Annotated in this window: 12 protein-coding genes, 1 tRNA gene and 1 other RNA gene; 8 read left to right on the forward strand and 6 right to left on the reverse strand. The window is 58.1% G+C overall.

Annotation, left to right across the window (positions count from 1 at the left end):
• Positions 1-2 precede the first annotated feature (2 nt).
• Entirely contained in the window at positions 3-1,031 is a 1,029-nt protein-coding gene (locus QP982_RS07060) for a trypsin-like serine protease (protein WP_284870356.1), read from the forward strand.
• Between the two features lie 226 nt (positions 1,032-1,257).
• The gene (locus QP982_RS07065; protein WP_147721930.1) at positions 1,258-2,595 is read left to right on the forward strand and encodes a sodium/glutamate symporter; all 1,338 of its coding nucleotides are present in this window, start codon (positions 1,258-1,260) and stop codon (positions 2,593-2,595) included.
• Between the two features lie 435 nt (positions 2,596-3,030).
• On the opposite strand, the gene QP982_RS07070 is transcribed toward QP982_RS07065, so the two are convergent.
• Both QP982_RS07070 and QP982_RS07075 read right to left on the reverse strand, forming a co-directional pair.
• Positions 3,031-3,104: transfer RNA gene (locus tag QP982_RS07070), tRNA-Met, on the reverse strand.
• 184 nt (positions 3,105-3,288) lie between these two features.
• Positions 3,289-6,276 (reverse strand): UPF0182 family protein, encoded by a 2,988-nt coding sequence (locus tag QP982_RS07075; protein WP_049189694.1) that lies wholly within the window; start codon positions 6,274-6,276, stop codon positions 3,289-3,291.
• Between the two features lie 151 nt (positions 6,277-6,427).
• Here QP982_RS07075 and QP982_RS07080 point away from each other — a divergent pair, with 151 nt between their 5' ends.
• Both QP982_RS07080 and QP982_RS07085 read left to right on the forward strand, forming a co-directional pair.
• On the forward strand, positions 6,428-7,009 hold the full coding sequence (locus QP982_RS07080) for a PPA1309 family protein (protein WP_016423245.1): 582 nt from the start codon (positions 6,428-6,430) through the stop codon (positions 7,007-7,009).
• A gap of 262 nt (positions 7,010-7,271) precedes the next feature.
• Positions 7,272-8,111 (forward strand): GDSL-type esterase/lipase family protein, encoded by an 840-nt coding sequence (locus QP982_RS07085; RefSeq protein ID WP_284870357.1) that lies wholly within the window; start codon positions 7,272-7,274, stop codon positions 8,109-8,111.
• Between the two features lie 72 nt (positions 8,112-8,183).
• Here the strand turns inward: QP982_RS07085 and ssrA are convergent.
• Positions 8,184-8,568: a transfer-messenger RNA gene (ssrA, locus tag QP982_RS07090) on the reverse strand.
• A gap of 359 nt (positions 8,569-8,927) precedes the next feature.
• Between ssrA and QP982_RS07095 the strand changes: the two genes are divergently transcribed.
• Positions 8,928-9,323 carry a DUF3887 domain-containing protein gene (locus QP982_RS07095; protein ID WP_016423247.1) on the forward strand — a complete coding sequence of 132 codons (396 nt, stop codon included), beginning with the start codon at positions 8,928-8,930 and terminating at the stop codon, positions 9,321-9,323.
• Positions 9,324-9,351: 28 nt separating this feature from the next.
• On the opposite strand, the gene smpB is transcribed toward QP982_RS07095, so the two are convergent.
• Positions 9,352-9,855, reverse strand: a complete 504-nt coding sequence (gene smpB, locus QP982_RS07100; protein WP_038626299.1) for an SsrA-binding protein SmpB — start codon at positions 9,853-9,855, stop codon at positions 9,352-9,354.
• Positions 9,856-10,033: 178 nt separating this feature from the next.
• Between smpB and QP982_RS07105 the strand changes: the two genes are divergently transcribed.
• The 3 genes from QP982_RS07105 to QP982_RS07115 all read left to right on the forward strand — a co-directional run bounded on the left by QP982_RS07105 (position 10,034) and on the right by QP982_RS07115 (position 13,603).
• Positions 10,034-11,677 (forward strand): AbgT family transporter, encoded by a 1,644-nt coding sequence (locus tag QP982_RS07105; RefSeq protein WP_049189696.1) that lies wholly within the window; start codon positions 10,034-10,036, stop codon positions 11,675-11,677.
• A 163-nt stretch (positions 11,678-11,840) separates the two neighbouring features.
• A complete protein-coding gene (locus tag QP982_RS07110; protein ID WP_048733555.1) occupies positions 11,841-12,608 on the forward strand; it encodes an alpha/beta hydrolase family protein in 768 nt (255 codons plus the stop codon).
• Positions 12,609-12,628: 20 nt separating this feature from the next.
• Complete coding sequence (locus QP982_RS07115) at positions 12,629-13,603, forward strand: cation diffusion facilitator family transporter (RefSeq protein ID WP_284870358.1); 975 nt, start codon at positions 12,629-12,631, stop codon at positions 13,601-13,603.
• A gap of 29 nt (positions 13,604-13,632) precedes the next feature.
• Here the strand turns inward: QP982_RS07115 and QP982_RS07120 are convergent, their stop codons facing one another.
• Both QP982_RS07120 and QP982_RS07125 read right to left on the reverse strand, forming a co-directional pair.
• Positions 13,633-15,462, reverse strand: coding sequence for an ABC-F family ATP-binding cassette domain-containing protein (locus QP982_RS07120; protein ID WP_049171263.1), 1,830 nt, complete (start codon positions 15,460-15,462; stop codon positions 13,633-13,635).
• Positions 15,446-15,961 carry an NUDIX hydrolase gene (locus QP982_RS07125; RefSeq protein ID WP_049189699.1) on the reverse strand — a complete coding sequence of 172 codons (516 nt, stop codon included), beginning with the start codon at positions 15,959-15,961 and terminating at the stop codon, positions 15,446-15,448. The genes QP982_RS07120 and QP982_RS07125 overlap by 17 nt, the downstream gene beginning before the upstream one ends.
• Positions 15,962-15,973 lie beyond the last annotated feature (12 nt).

Consider the following 15,973-nt stretch of genomic DNA (forward strand, 5'->3'; position numbering starts at 1 on the left):
CCGTGAAGAAAACATCTTTTTCCATCGCAGCAATTGTTAGCAGCACCCTGCTTCTATCTGCGACTCCAGCTCTTGCATTGGAAAACGGCGAACCCGCACCCGCCAATGCTGAAAGCAGTTCTGTGGCCGCGCTAAAGATTGGCAAAATCGGTAATTTCGGTGACTGCACAGGCACGCTGGTTGCCGACCAGTGGGTGCTCACCGCACGCCACTGCCTGGAGTCTGTGAACAACGAAGGGACCCAGGCCCGCATCGGTGGAAAGGTCTACGATGCCGATTCTTGGGCGCTTTCTCCAATGTCTGATGCGGGATTGCTTCACCTGACCGAAAAGGTCACCGACGCAACCCCGGCGAAGGTCTCCCGCGATATCCCCACACCTGGACAGACGGGAACTCTCTACGGCTGGAGCAGCAGCTCGTCCATGGCACGATCCGGGCAGCTTCCGATGACCAAGATGGTCGTCAATGAGCTGCTGGGAGGAGGCCCCACTGAAGGAACCCCAGGTGAGGCTGCGCCAGATGGGGCCACTCCAGGTGAGGCTGTTCCGGGCGAAGCTGTCATGCCGGGTGCAGTTAAGCCAGATGCAGTAAAGCCAGATGACTCCAAAACCGAGTCAATCCCCGCAGGAACGGAAAGCATCCCAGCCGACGCTGCCATGATGCCAATGATTCAAAGCGCCATCCTGGACGCACATTCCGTTTCTGGCGCGGGTATGCAGGGAGGCGACTCCGGTGGCCCATTCTTCGTCGACGGAAAGCTCGCTGGTCTCGCTACCGCCGGAACCTCCAATGGCGACCCTGACCTGCCCTCCCCCAGCGCAGCTATCACTACCCTCGCTGGCACTGCTGACTGGATCGATGACATCACCTCCGGCCGTGACACAGAAAGTGTGCTGACTGCGGAGAACACTCCTGCTCCGCCAAAGACCATTCAGACCAGCGGTGATCACGTGTGGGCCTACCTCGCCATCGCATGCGCTGGCGTGGTTATCGCGGCGGCTTGGTCGCGCATTAGGAATGGGCGACAGTAAAACCGTCTGACCTCAACCAAAACCACCTCCCAGAATGAACTGGGTAGGTGGTTTTTCTGCAAAGGAAGTGAGCTCAACTGGGGCCGAAGCCTCAAAATCTCGCGGTAGCTGACATAAAATCGCAACCGTATCCCTATGGTTCTAACCCTTTTCTTAGAATCCATGATGTGGTTCGCATAATTGTTAAATGGTGAAACCCCACCAACGAGAAAGGTAATCAATTCCCGTGGATGGCTACACACCCTTCGACGTCTTGATGGATATCGGTTGGATCTCGCTGCTGCTCATCATCGGTAATTTGATGCGGCGGTTCATCCCCTGGTTCCAAAAGCTTCTTATCCCCGCACCGATTACTGCGGGCTTGCTCGGCTTGCTGCTAGGCCCCAACGCTTTGGGAATAATCCAGTTCAGCGAGCATTTCGGCGACTACGCAACCATTCTCATCGCGGCAGTCTTCGGTGCCCTGCCATTCACAATGGATTTCGATGCCAAGGTACGCCAGCGCGCGCGAACGATGTGGTCCTATTCCGTAGGCATGTACCTGGCGCAGTGGGGATTCTTCGCGCTGCTTGGTGTGATTCTTTTCGCCCCGCTTTTCAATACTCCGGACTGGTTCGGCATCATGCTGCCCGTCGGATTCGTCGGCGGTTTCGGCGTGGCCGCAGCAGTTGGTGGCGCACTGGACTCGGCCGGCATGACCGAGGCCACGAGTTTGGGTTTCACAGCCGCTGCGGTGGGCATGTTTTCCGCAATTATCGGTGGTGTAATTTTCGCCCGCTGGGGGTCAAAGAAGGGGCACACCAATGAGCTGCCCGCCTTGGATAAACTGCCGGAGGACATGCGCACCGGCATTATCTCTCTTCCCGGCCAGCGTCCAAGCGTGGGACGGGCGACCACGAGCCCGTCCTCAATTGAGCCGATTGCGCTGCACGTTGCAGCACTAGCGGCGACGCTCTTCCTGGCAAATATCCTGACTAACTTGGTCAATGACGCTTTCCCGGCCTTGAGCTTCCCGCTGTTCGCGATGGCCTTCCTGGTCGGCCTGGCGGGTGTTGGAGTACTGCACCTGATTAAGGCACCGCACTACCTGGATACGAAGTTGATGGGTTCGGTCTCCGGCGCGTCGACGGACTTCCTGGTTGCAGTCGGCATCGCGTCGATTGTGCCGGCAGTGGTGGCCACCTACATCGTCCCGCTAATTATCCTGTTCGTCGTGGGCCTGGCCTTCTGCCTGGTGTTGTTCTTCTACGTCGCACCACGCATCTTTGAACATGGCTGGTTCGAGCGTGCCGTATTCAGCTGGGGCTGGGCAACTGCCTCCGTGGCCACGGGCATCGCCGTGCTGAAAATTGTGGACCCGGAGCAGAAATCCGGCACGCTCGAGGAATTTGGCATGGCCTATGTGGGATTCGCGCCCTTCGAGATCGCGGCAGCCATCCTCGCACCCATCGCAATCCTCGCCGGACTGGTGTGGCTATTCGGTGGAGTCGCGCTTATCGGCGGGCTAGCCCTGTTGATTCCGCCGATGATCTGGTTAAAGAAATCGAAAGCCAGGACTTCGTAGAAGTTCCCACACCGCCCACATTTGCGAGCCCAGCGTGGGCTGTCCGGGCCTGTCTGGCAGCTGTCTGCCCACCGTTTTGCCAGTATTGCGCTCACTTATCGATGCATGATTCACCCATCGATGCGCTCCAGCGTATCCATAAGTGAATAACTCATCGATATGTGAAACCGAAAGCTAGCAGCGCGTACATGAGCTGAGGCAAGTCGACCAGAATCAACCCAGCAATCCCCTCAAGCTAAGTACCTTCAGCCCGACTAATCGAGCAGCGCCTCACGCTGCATTTCTGATGACCGTCCTTCAATGCCCGGTTGTGAAGTGCGCGAGTTCGTCAGACCCAACGACTACCCAACGGCTTACCCCCCCCCAAACGGTGATTTGACCCCCGAATAAAGAAAACCCCTACCAGCGTTTGCACCGGTAGGGGTCTCTTCTTAGTGGCGGGGGCAGGATTCGAACCTACGACCTCTGGGTTATGAGCCCAGCGAGCTACCGAGCTGCTCCACCCCGCGTCAACTGTCCTGGCTTTTACAAGCACTCACAGCGGGCGCTGGTCTCTCTGACCAACGAGAAGTAACTGTAGCACGACGCTCCCAACAAAGACCAATCCCCAGGTCATAGCCAATTTCGCTACAACCTAGGGAGTCTTCGGACCATAGAAACCTATGATTCTCGGTTAACTACTCGTTGCACGTCTTACTGGCCGTTGGCCTTCTGGTAGTCAGCGGCAGCGCGGTCGAGCTCGGCAAGTGCCTGGCCCTGTGCCGCGTAGTCACCGTTCTTCTGAGCGTCGTTAAGCTTTTGCAGTGCGTCGGAGATACGGCGAGCGGCGTCGTCACGCGCGGCGACATCAACCTTGCGCTCTTCCTTCGGTGCCTCGTCGTCGGACTCAGCGTCGGCGGCATCCTTGTCCTTATCCGCCGACTGCTCCTCAGTCTCTTCCTCACCGCGGACCTTGGTCGCGGCGGAAGCATCGATACCGACCTGACTCAGAGCCTCAGTGACCGTGGCGCCATAGCCCACCTGACCGCGGTAAGCGACGAGAATACGCAGCAGCTTCGGGAATGCGGTCTCCTGGCCCTTGCGCTGGGTGTAGACCGGTTCGACGTAGAGAATCTCGCCATCGCCGACCGGCAGCGTCAGCAGGTTACCGTTGGTGACCACGTTCGTGCCCTCGAGCAGAGTACGGTCCTGGGCGACCTCATCTGCGGACATCATCGTGTCCTGCGCCTGCCGTGGACCCATGGTCTGGGTGTTGGTCGGCAGGGCACGGATGGTGATTTGACCGTACGTCTCCGGATCGGAGGAAGCGCTCATCTGGGCGGCGAGGAACTCGCGCTCCAGACCGCGGAAGGCGGAAATCAGCTGGAAGCTCGGCTTTCCGGTCTTCGGATCGGAAGCGACAACGTAGTACGGCGGCTGGGAGAGGTTCTGCTCTTCCGGCGCGGTCGGATCGGACGGGACGGACCAGAAGGAGTCATTGGCGAAGAACACGCCCGGATCGCTGACGTGGTACTTGGCCATCAGCTCACGCTGAACCTTAAACAAGTCCTCCGGGTAGCGCAGGTGCTCCTGCAGCTCCTCGGAAATCTCCGACTTTGGCTTCACCACATCCGGGAAGACACCCTCCCAGGCCTTGAGCACCGGATCCTTCTCATCGAACTCGTAGAGCTCAACGGTGCCATCGTAGGCATCGACGGTCGCCTTGACCGAGTTGCGGATGTAGCTGACCTCGCTGTTCGGCAGCGGGCGTGGAGTGCCATCCGGGTTAATGGAGTCCTGTGTGGTTTCCTGGAGGCTCATGCGCTGGGAGTACGGCATCTTGGCCAGCGTGGTGTAGCCGTCGACGATCCACTTCATACGGCCATCGACTACAGCCGGATAGGTCTTGGTGTCAGTGGTCAGCCACGGGGCGACCTTCTGAACACGGTCACGCGGATCGCGGTTGTAGATGATCTTGGAGTCCGGCCCAATGCGGTCGGACAGCAGGATGTTGAGTTCCTGGTAACGGGTGGCGAAAATCATGCGGCTGGCAAGCCCGCCTACGCCAACACCGCCCTCACCGTCGTAGGTGAAGTTACGGCCGTCGGCATCGTACTCATAGTCCTTGCCGTCACCGTTACCGCCAACAATCGCATAGTCGGCATCGCTGTTGGCGATAACCGGGCCGTAGTAGATACGCGGCTGCTTCAGGTTCAGGTTCATGCCGTTCGGGTCCTCGGACTCGAACAGGTCAGCCACGGTATACAGCGGGTAACCGCCGCGGGCGGAACCGGACTCGGAGGCAACCTCGTCGACCTTATTAGCCGGCGCAGCAACGAAACCATTGCCGTGGGTGTAGACCGTGTGACGGTTAATCCAGTCAGTCTGGTTACCCTGCAGCGTCTGCGGGTTCAGTTCACGAGCAGCGACGATGAAGTCACGGGACGCACCATCGATCTGGTAGCGGTCAATGGCAAGCGGATCGGAGAAACCATAGAAGTTCTTCAGCTGGCGCTGCTGCGTGAAGGTACGTGGCAGCACTTCCGGATCCAGGATTCGGATATTGGCCAGCGTCGCAGCATCGCGGGAAATCGAGTCCGCACCTTCCTTCGCGGCTTCCTTATCGCCTTCCTTTTCAGCCGGAACACCCCAGTCGCGCTCAACCTTCACCTTGTCGTCAGTAAGCCCGTAGTGGTAGCGCGTCGATTCAATATTGCGCGCAATGTATTCGCGTTCCTTGGAAGCGCGGTTCGGGTTAACTGAGAACTGCTCAACTGCCATCGGCCAGGCCACGCCAATCAGACCTGCGGAAACCAACATCAGCACGGTGGCAAACGCCGGGATCGAAAGATTGCGCAGGAAAATGGCCGCGAAGAATGCAGCGGCCACGACGATTGCGATGACCAGCAGCGTAATCTTCGCCGGCAGCAGCGCATTGATATCGGTGTAGGAACCACCGGTGAAGGTCTTCTGCTTGTTATTCAGCAGCTCATAGCGGTCCAGCCAGTAAGACACAGCCTTGAGCAGCATGAAAACACCGGCCCAGCACGCCAACTGCGCACGAGCCGCATTGGAAACGCGGGTCTTCTCCCCTGTAGTCGGGTTACCTGGGCGGATGCCACCAAGGAAGTAATGCGTCACCAGCGACAGCAGGAACGCAATAACTACCAGGACAACCAGCGTCGAAATGATGTACGACCACAGCGGCAACTGGAATGCATAGAAGCCCAAGTCCTTGCCGTACTGCGGGTCAGTCTCACCGAAGGACTGCCGATTTAAGAACAGCTGCACCGTCTGCCAATTACCCTGCCCCACAAGGCCACCGAGTACGCCGAATACAACGGGCAGCGTGGTGAACATCGACTTCGAACCGGATTCAGCCATCCGTCGGTACACTGCCTGCGGGCTGCGTGGATCCGTCAGTCCGAGGTCGACGGGCCGCGAGCGCCACGCCAGCCACATAGATAGAAATGTCAGTGCGCCCGTTATCAGGCCTACAGTGATAAACAGGACGATACGAGTGAGCCACGTGGTGGCGAATACCCCTCGATACCCCACTTCACCGAACCACTGAAAGTCCGTATAAAAATTGACGGCGATTGGAATAACAAAGGTCAGCGCGGCAATCACCAACACGGTAATTGCCAGCCACCCCGGTCGGCCACCCGCCGATCGTCTCGGTCGAGTCTGGTTTAGAGACAACGTCTCTCCTGTTCGAGTTGAGCTTGACTTGCCAGCGAGCTGGTAAGTCGGTCGTACGCTTATCTGTCATCTACTCTAAATAAAGTTCCTAACATTTGACTAAGGATGCTGTTAATACAGCGTTGCCAGGAAAGGGGCGTCGTCAAGCGTCATGAGCGAAAACAACGGCACTCAGACTCATCTCAGCCAGCAGGCACTCAATCGCGCCGTGCGCGAAGCTGTCGAATACGTCCACACCGAAGGTTGGGACCGCGCTCCGAGCCTCTTCGCCCTCGTCCCCACCGCCGCGCTTGCCGACGTGCTTGCCGACGAGCTGATTGACAGCGCCCCATTGACTGTCGTTGCGCAGGAACCCCTCCCCGAGGGAATTGAAGGCGGTAGCCCTGAGTTGGCGGACTTTATCGCTCGGACATCGTGGCCGGCAGGTGTCGTCGGTGCCGTGTTAGCGCAGGAAATAATGGTCATCGCTCCGGAGCAGGCGGACAGCTTTGAGGGTGCATCCCTGGACGAGGTGCGGGCACAGGCGGATGGTGAGGCGGCTCGCCAGGCACGTCTTTTCAGTGGTGTTATCAGCGAAGGTCCACACCTAACACTGATCCAACCTCGCCCCACAGAGGCGGAACTGGATGAGCGTGGGCCCTTTGCTGAAGATGAGATTGAGCTAAAAGATGGTTCTGGGGTAGCCGATGGTGTCATCGCTGCGTTGTATTCCACGTTCGGAAGCGCCTCATAAATCCACCTACCAGCGATAAGAGACAAAAAGAGGTATTGAAAGCGCCGAATATACATATAACTAGCTGATTCCGGTTGACATCGGACTTAGAACCTAGTTGTATAACAAAGTGATAAAGGCGCGTCTCTAAGTATCCGCTCAGGGTTCTGTCGGACTTGGTTCTGTCGGACTTGGTTCTTCCAGGGACGGTCTGTGGCGAAGAAATCGCGAGTGTAGCGCGAGTTTTTCCTTCTATAGGTTTTCAACTAAGAGGTTTTTAATTATGAAGAACAACGTTGTTCGCCGTGCAGCAGCCTCGGCAGCTGCAGCTTCTGCGCTGGCAGCCTCCCTCCTGACCGGTGGTGTTGCCAACGCTCTTCCTACTGGTAACTACGTTGCCTTCGGCGATTCCTTCGCTGCTAACCCGGGTCAGTCCGATCCAGCCGTACCGGGCCGTGGTGGCTGCCCGATTTCGGTCTCGAACATCGGCTCTCACGTTGCTCGTGAGACTGGTCTTGAACTGCACGACTACTCCTGCAACGGCACTACCGCTTTCATGCCGACTCAGCCGCAGAAGTCCCTGATGGGCCAGGTTGACAACGCCATCGCTCAGGGCTCCCTCGGCCCGGCTACCCAGCTAGTAACCATCTACGTTGGCGCCAATGACGCGATGCAGGGCGCTGTGCTGCCAATGCCGGTTCAGGATGACCTGTACACCACCAACGTTGTGGCCGCTGTGGAGAAGATCAAGGCCGCTAACCCAACTGCTCGCGTCATGCTGATTGGTTACCCGGCTTTCACCTCTAATGACCCGACTCACTACGCTTGCCCGGTTAACGCCGCAGGTTTTGCACCGCACATTCCGGCTGCCGGTATGCACCACCTTGAGATGGCTCTGCAGAACCGCCAGATGCGTGCTGCCGCTGAATCCGGTATCGGTTTCGTCAACATGAAGGAGGTCACCAACATCGACGTCGCAATGTGCGGTCCGGACGGTGAGCGTCAGGTCTCCGCAATTCTGGATACCGATGTTGCTTCCTACAACATGACCAACCACCCGACCTTCCACGGTTCGGCAGTTGCTGGCACCACTATCGCCAACGTCTACAAGAGCACCTTCTAAGGTCTTTCGACGTCGCTCAGACGTCTTCAAGTACAACGAAAATCCCCGGTCGTAATGACCGGGGATTTCCATTTGTGGAGCTGCCGAGAATTGAACTCGGGTCCACCGCCAACTCGCCAGGGCTTCTCCGTGCGCAGTTCGCACGATCGCCTCTACTCGACCCTTCGGCTCAGGCAAACATGTCCGAATGACGGGCCCAGCCGCAAGTAAGAAGATCCCCGATGAGCCTTACGGCGCACCCATCGGGCGAGCCCTTTTAAGTCGATGCCAGGGTCCGGACCAAAGGGCAAGCCCGGTCTGACAGACACGCTAGTCGCTTAATTAGGCAGCGAGAGCGTAGTCGCGCTGAGTGTTCTCGGCGCTTAATCAGTTGCTACGACGCTTAAACGGTGGTCTCTAGCCTGCACCGGCACGCTTCCCCTGGCTCACTGTACGGTGTCGAAACCATGTCAGCCCCATACAATGCCTTCGAGCACGGGAAAGTGCGTTGCGCTCAAAGGATGTTCAAGAATAACGCTTTACGACGGGAAAAGTCAACAAGCTTCGCCGCAAGGCTCCGCCCCCCCCCCACCCGAATGTCAACTCCGGGTTGACACTGACGTCAACCAATGGTTGACTGCAGTCATGGATCCATTGACGACAATCCGTCACCGACTGCAAGCAACGAACATTGCCGAACAAGAACTTGAAGATGCCGTGGCGCAGGCTCGCGCAGCGGGCCATTCATGGGCAGAGATTGGAAATGTACTCAATATCTCCCGGCAAGCGGCATTCAAGCGGTTCGGAAGTGTCCAAAACCCCGTTTCAGGAGAATTGATGACTGCCACAAAAACTACACATATCGCCGAGCTCGGCGAAAAATTCCTTCGCCACATCATCAACGGCGAAGAAGCAGAAACCGTAAGCATGATTTCCCCAAAGCTCCGGAAGGATCTCCCCTGGTCCACTATCTACTCTGTCTGGGAAGATGTTCTCACCGAGACTGGGGCGTTCGAATCTTTCGACGACACCCAAGTCACCAGCCTCGGGGGAACCAGGACTAAGGAACCGACCTCGCAGAAACTCCTGTCGAAGATTCTCGGCACAAGTCTCGTCATCACCACCCTCAAACATGAGGCTGGCGAATGGATGGCTCGAGTTGCCTTTGACCGTCACGAAAACGTCATTGGCCTACTCATCCTCCCAGTCGATGCGACTGAGTTCCCCTTCTAAAAAGGGTTTCTTCTAATGAAGACCTCTTTTACCCCTTGATGCCCTTCACACGACGGCCCAGCGCACGAGTAGCTTCGCGCTCCTCCGTGCGGCGCTTGATGTCCTGGCGCTTGTCATAATCCTGCTTACCGCGGGCGAGTGCGAGCTCGACCTTCAAGCGGCCGTCGGTGAAATACAGCTTCAGGGGTACAAGCGTGTTGTTGCCATCGCGGACCTTGCCCCACAGGGTGTCAATCTCCTTGCGGTGCAACAACAGCTTGCGCGAGCGACGCGGTGAGTGATTAGTCCACGAACCGTAGGAGTACTCCGGGATATGCAGCCCGCGGAGCCACACTTCGCCGTCGTCGATGGTCGCGAAGGCGTCATTAAGCGATGCTTTGCCCTCGCGCAGCGCCTTGACCTCAGTGCCCACGAGAACGACACCGCATTCGTAGGTGTCCAGAATGTTGTAGTCATGGCGGGCACGACGATTGGTGGCCACCACCGCGTTGTTGGCGCTGACCTTTTCTTTCTTCGACTTCTTCTTGCCCATAACCTGATTAACTCTAGTCGAAGAAGGTGCACTACAGCTATTCCCTAGCTATTCCCTTAACTTTCCCTTATGCGCCTGCTCGCACCCGACATACATATGCCTCTGGCCTTTTACGTTGTGACGCAACTTACTTTCCCCTAACCTTTTACCAACGTCTAACACAGAGGGATTTATATATATGGGACAGTCAAAAACGTTGGAACCGGACAAAGCGCCACCGAAGCCAAAGGGGTTCCTAGCAACACTGGAACGTATCGGCAACGCACTGCCAAATCCATTTTGGCTATTCGTGATTCTTGCCGGTGTAGTCATCGTTTCTTCGTGGCTCGGTGAGGCTGCGGGTATGCAGGCCAAGGATCCCGCGTCGGGTGACATCATCGAGGTGGAAAGCCTTGCTACCGCAGAGTACCTGCAAAAGATGGTCTCTGAGGCGGTAACGAACTTCACGGACTTCGCACCAGTTGGCCTGATTCTGGTGTGCATGCTCGGTGTCGCAATTGCGGAGTACTCCGGTTACATCGGCTCGGCAATCCGCGCGGCAATTTCCAAGGTGCACTCCCCTGTCCTGCTGACATTCATTGTTGCACTGGCCGGCGTGACTGGTTCAATCGCTTCTGATGCCGTCTACGTGATTCTCATTCCGCTGGGTGCCGCCTCATTCGCCGCAGTTGGTCGTAACCCTATTGTCGGTGCGATGGTCGCCTTTGCCGCCTCGTCGGCCGGGTTCAATTCGTCACTGGTGCTCAACATCACCGATGTGCTGCTGGCAGGTATCTCCACGCATGCAGCGCACTTCGTGGATCCGGAATACGTAGTTTCACCGCTGGCCAACTACTTCTTCACTATGGCCTCGTCGATTGTGCTGGCTCTGATTATTACCGCCGTTACTGAACTGTTTATTACCAAGCACGTGGAGAAGACCGTCCACGACGACCACATTGACCACGATGCCGCGGAATTCACCAAACCGGGCGCTTCGGAGGAAGCTGCCGAGGAAAACGCCAAGAAGGAGGAGCGGAACACCGCATCTAGCAGCTCCAGCAATGGCCGCGACAAGCTAATCCTCAACGATGCCGAACGACGTGGCCTCCGCTACGGCAACATCGCCGCTGTCATCTTCCTGGCGCTTTGGTTCGCTGCCCTGTTCATCCCGGGTTCGCCTCTGCGCGGCGAAGGCGACGGCATCTTGAATTCCGTGCTGCTTACCGACGTCGTGGCGTCCATCGCCCTCTTCTTCGCAGTGGTCGGCATTGCGTACGGCATCGGTGCCAAAACCATCACCTCCTCAGCAGACGTGCCCGCCTTCATGGAACGCGGCCTGGGCACACTGACCACAATGATGGTGCTCTTCTTCGCCGTCTCGCAGTTCACGGCCTACTTCAAGTGGTCCAATATCGGCCAGTGGACCGCTATCAAGGGCTCCGAATTCCTGACCAAGGCGGATCTGCCGCCGCTGTTGCTCTTTGCTGCCTTCGTCCTGATGGTGGCTGTTCTCAACCTGCTGATTACCTCGGGCTCCGCACAGTGGGCTCTGATGGCGCCGGTCGTTGTGCCGATGCTGATGTACGTCAACGTCTCTCCAGAGGTCTCCCAGCAGCTATTCCGTATTGGTGACTCCCCGACCAACATCATTACGCCGATGTCGCCGTACTTTGCGCTGGCGCTGACTTTCCTGCAGAAGTACTACAAGCCTGCGGGTGTCGGCACGCTGATGTCGCTGGCTATCCCGTACTCGCTGTGCATGATGGTGGGCTGGTTCCTATTCTTCGTCCTCTGGTATCTCGCGGGCATTCCGCTGGGGCCGGGGGTTCCGGTGCGTTAACTCACAGCCACTAGGAGATTGAGGGATTGGTCGAATTTTTCGCCCAATCCCTCACTTATTTGTGGCACCCGGGCTTAATATTGCGTACGGTCGCCACCACAACGGGCGTCGTAAAGCGAAAACGTACACACATTGAGCACACACTGAGACGCGGATATAACCTATGCCAACAAAGCACCTAAAATTTACGGGATCGACCGGCGAGACTCTGGCTGCATCAATTGATTTGCCGGACGGTCAGCCACGCGCGTGGGCGCTATTTGGTCATTGCTTCACGTGTAATCGGATGGTGCCCGGCGCGTCACGCACCTGCAAGGCGCTGGCGAAGAAGGGCATTGCGGCATTCCGGTTCGACTTCACTGGCCTCGGGCAGTCCACTGGTGATTTCGGTGAGACGACGTTCCAGACCAACATCGATGACCTTAAGGCCGCCTACGAGTTCATGGAGGCAGAATTTGAGGCCCCCTCGCTACTGATTGGGCACTCGCTCGGTGGCGCAGCGGCGCTGAACGCCGGCCACGATATGCCGAAAATCAAGGCGGTAGCGACAATCGGTGCACCCTTCGATCCGGCACACTCGATTGTGCGCATCGCCGGTGACATTTCGACGGTCGATGAGCACGGCACGCAGGTTCTGCAGATTGAAGGTCGTGGCATTCCCATCTCCCGTGAGTTCTTGGAAGTGTTGGCGGACTACAACCCGGAGGTTTATCTCAGCCAGCTGCGCAAGCCACTGCTTATTCTGCACTCCCCGACCGACCAGACTGTTGGTATCGATAGCGCCCAGAAGATTTTCCAGGTCTCTCGCTATCCAAAATCCCTGATGAGCTTGGATCGCGCAGACCACTTGCTCACTCGCGCTAAGTCCGCCGCGCGCGCTGCTGACCTGATTTATGCGTGGGCGGATAGCTATCTTCCGGAGGCTGAATAGCCCTGTTATCATTAGGGGTTATGGACACAACTGAACACTCTGGCCACTCACACGGCCACGGTCATTCACACGGCCATGGTCACGGCCATGACCACGCTCATTTTGACCCCGCGAATACTCCTGCTCGCCGCCTTCTCGCGGCTGCTGGTCTAACTCTTGTCGTATTTCTCGCCGAGCTCATCGGGGGCTTGGTTTCGGGTTCACTGGCGCTGCTGGCAGATGCCGGCCATATGGTGACGGACTCCGCGGGCCTGCTGATGGCAGTTGCCGGTTTGGCTATCGCCCAGCGCGGAGCCAATCACCGCGCGACGTACGGGTACCGTCGTGTTGAGGTTCTGACTGCTCTCGTCAACGGTCTGACAGTTTTCATCATTGCCGCTGTGATTCTCTGGGGCGCAATCCGGCGATTCGGGTCAGTGGAGCAATCTGAGATTCAAACCACGTCGATGCTCATCATCGCAGTCATCGGCCTGCTCACCAATGTGATTGCGGCGTTTCTGCTCGCCGGCGCTGCCAAGGAAAGCGTCAACGTCCGCGGCGCGTATCTGCACGTGCTTGTCGACGCCGCTGGTTCGGTCGCCGTCATTATCTCCGCTATCGCTATCGCATACACCGGCTGGACTGCCATCGACTCGGTGGTCTCTATCGTGATTGCGCTCTTCATCGTCCCCCGAGCCGCCGTTCTGGTGCGCGACTGTCTCCACGTGTTGCTGGAGTACACCCCGAAGGGCGTCGACACTGAGAGAATCACTGCTGACCTGTCTGACTTGGACGGAGTGGTCGATGTCCACGATCTCCACGTCTGGTCCCTCAACGGCAGCGACCTACTGGCATCTGTCCATCTCGTGCGCTGCGACACGCTCCCCAACGGCGACGAGCACGCATTGCTCGACCGCGCGCAGGCACTGCTTCACGACGTCCACGGGATTGAACACGCCACGGTGCAAATTGAAAGAACCGGGCACGCTGACCACGAGTACCCGGCTCATACCTAAAATGTTCGGCTAGTAGCTGAAGTAAGATGCTAGCCCTCGAGCTGCTCCCCTAGCTCCAGCCACTCCATCTCCAGCTCTGCCTTCTGCTCAACCACCTCCGCAGCACGGCGATCGAGGTCCGCCAGCTTTTGTGTGTCCAAGTTGGCTACATCAGCACTCGCTTCCGCCATCTGCGCATGCAGTTCACTTTCTTGCTGGCTGAGCTTCGCCATCTTCCGCTCCAGAGCACTCATCTTCTTCTGGACAGCATGAGCTTCCGCAGCCGAGAGCTTCGAGGTATCCTCCTCTGAAGCTGCGCCACGGGTCTGCGGACTACCGGCATTTGCTTGAGAGGCACCACCACTAGCGGCCGAGTCAGCCAGCTGTGCGCGACGCTGGAGGTACTGACTAATCCCGCCTGGCAAGTTCGTCAGCTCGCCATCGCCGAAGAGGGCCCAGGTCGAGTCGGCAATACGCTCAATCAGGTAGCGGTCGTGCGAGATGACCACCAACGTGCCCGGCCAATTGTCCAGCAGGTCTTCCAATTCCTGCAGCGTGTCAATATCCAGGTCATTCGTCGGCTCGTCGAGCAGCAGGAAGTTCGGCTCACTCATCAACACGCGTGTGAGTTGCAAGCGGCGACGCTCACCGCCGGAGAGGTCTGCGATTGGGGTGCGCTGCCGCTTCGGGGAAAAACCCAGTCGCTCCGCCAGTTGCGAGGCGCTAATCTGCTTCTTGCCCAGGTCAATGTAGGTCGCCACGTCCTCCACAGCGTCGAGCACACGCATATCCAGCGGCAGATCATCGAGCTCCTGTCGCAGCCAACCCAGACGCACCGTCTTGCCCTCAATCCGCTTGCCATCGCTTAAGGGGTAGTCTCCCGCCAATGCGCGCAACAAAGTCGTCTTACCCGAGCCGTTGACACCGACCAGGCCAATGCGCTCGCCGGGGGCCAGACGCCACGTGACGTCGTTAAGCAATTCCCTACCATCGGGCGTTTCCAGGGACGCATGCTCTAGCTCTACGACCACCTTGCCCTGTCGACGCTGCGAAAACGCCATCAACTCCACGGAATCACGCGGCGCCGGGACATCGGCGATGAGAGCCTCAGCTGCTTCGATGCGGTAGCGAGGCTTCGAGGTGCGGGCCGGCGCACCCCGGCGCAACCACGCGAGTTCCTTACGCGCAAGGTTCTGGCGACGCTGCTCGGCGGCATCGGCTTGGCGCGCACGCTCGGCACGCGCGAACGTCCAGTCGTTGTAACCGCCATCGTAAAAATCGACGGTGCCATCGTGGACTTCCCACGTCTTCGTGGCAACGGTATCCAGGAACCAACGATCGTGCGTGACGACGACCAGGGCTGCCCGGCGCGAAAGAACATGATCGGCCAACCACTGCACACCCTCAATATCGAGGTGGTTCGTTGGCTCATCGAGAATGAGCAGATCCAGATCTCGGACCAGCGCGGCCGCCAGGTTAACGCGACGGCGCTCACCACCGGAGAGATTGGCGACCTTGGTATCCATACCGAGGTCATTGATACCGATGCCATCGAGGACCTCGCGGATGGAAGCGTTACCCGCCCACTCGTGTTCAGCGAGTCCCAGCGGTGCAATGACGCACTCAAACACGGTGGAATTCGGGTCGAGCTCGGCGCCCTGGGTGACATGCGCCATGGCCATGTCGTTGGCTCGCGAAATACGTCCGGAGTCCGCTGGCTCCACGCCTGCCAGAATCTTCAGCAGTGTGGACTTGCCGCCACCGTTCAAACCGACAACACCGATGCGGTCGCCCTCTTGAACACCGAGGCTGACGCCGTCGAGCAGAGTCTTGAGCCCGAAGGACTTAGAAATATTCTCGCAATTAATCAGATTCGCCATGATGAGTATTTATTGTGCCCCATTCGACGTTGCCAAGCACACGCCGGACATACCAGGCCACCGGCAGCTCATCGAACTGCTCTCGGGTTACCCATTTAAACTCCGGATGCTCGCCGCTGAGCTGGACATTCTGCGTGTCGTCGGCCTCGCGTACTAGAAAGGTCACCGTGTGGAAGCGGAAATTCTCCCCGCCCAAGTCCGGATTGGAATAGTGGGCAAATTCACTGACCTCCGCTGCGCGCAGGCCGGCCTCTTCACGCAGTTCGCGCACAGCGGCCTCCGCGGGCTCCTCCCCCGCGTCGAGCTTGCCACCGGGCAAATCCCACTGGCCCCCGAGGAAGCCCTCGTATTCACGCAGCAGAAGCAGCAAGCGGTCACCTCGGAAAACTATGCAGTTGCACACCCAGCCGTCGTCGTCAGGCCAGAACTTAGTCCAAGCCAGGTCGCGCGGTTCGCGCCGGCCGATTTCGGCCCTGCTGGGGTTGCCGTCACGGTGCATGGGGGAAAGATC

It is taken from the genome of Corynebacterium sp. MSK019 (assembly GCF_030232425.1).
In the GTDB taxonomy this organism is placed as follows: Bacteria; Actinomycetota; Actinomycetes; order Mycobacteriales; family Mycobacteriaceae; genus Corynebacterium; species Corynebacterium jeikeium_D.